The following is a 238-nucleotide window of genomic DNA, read 5'->3' as shown; positions in this document are numbered from 1 at the left end:
CAGATACTGGTGCAGCACAGTTTACAAAAGTCGGATTGATATTATCGGTTACAGTCACAGTTTGCGTACAAGTGGCCGTATTACCAGCACCATCGGTTACGGTCCAAGTGACCGTTGTTTCTCCTAAAGGGAACACGGCAGGTGCATCATTAGATATGGATGTTGTGTTACAGTTATCATCCACAGTAGGCGTTCCAAGATTGACATTAGCGGCATCTGTAGAACAGCCATTAGCATC

General features: G+C 45.4%; 1 protein-coding gene. It reads right to left on the bottom strand.

Annotation, left to right across the window (positions count from 1 at the left end):
- On the bottom strand, nucleotides 1-238 hold a 238-nt coding region (locus ACNG5D_RS16190; RefSeq protein WP_418184554.1), incomplete at both ends, for an HYR domain-containing protein.

The sequence above is a fragment of the Algibacter ulvanivorans genome (assembly GCF_048381495.1).
Classification (GTDB): Bacteria; Bacteroidota; Bacteroidia; order Flavobacteriales; family Flavobacteriaceae; genus Algibacter_B; species Algibacter_B ulvanivorans.
This window is presented reverse-complemented; position numbering and strand designations above follow the sequence as displayed.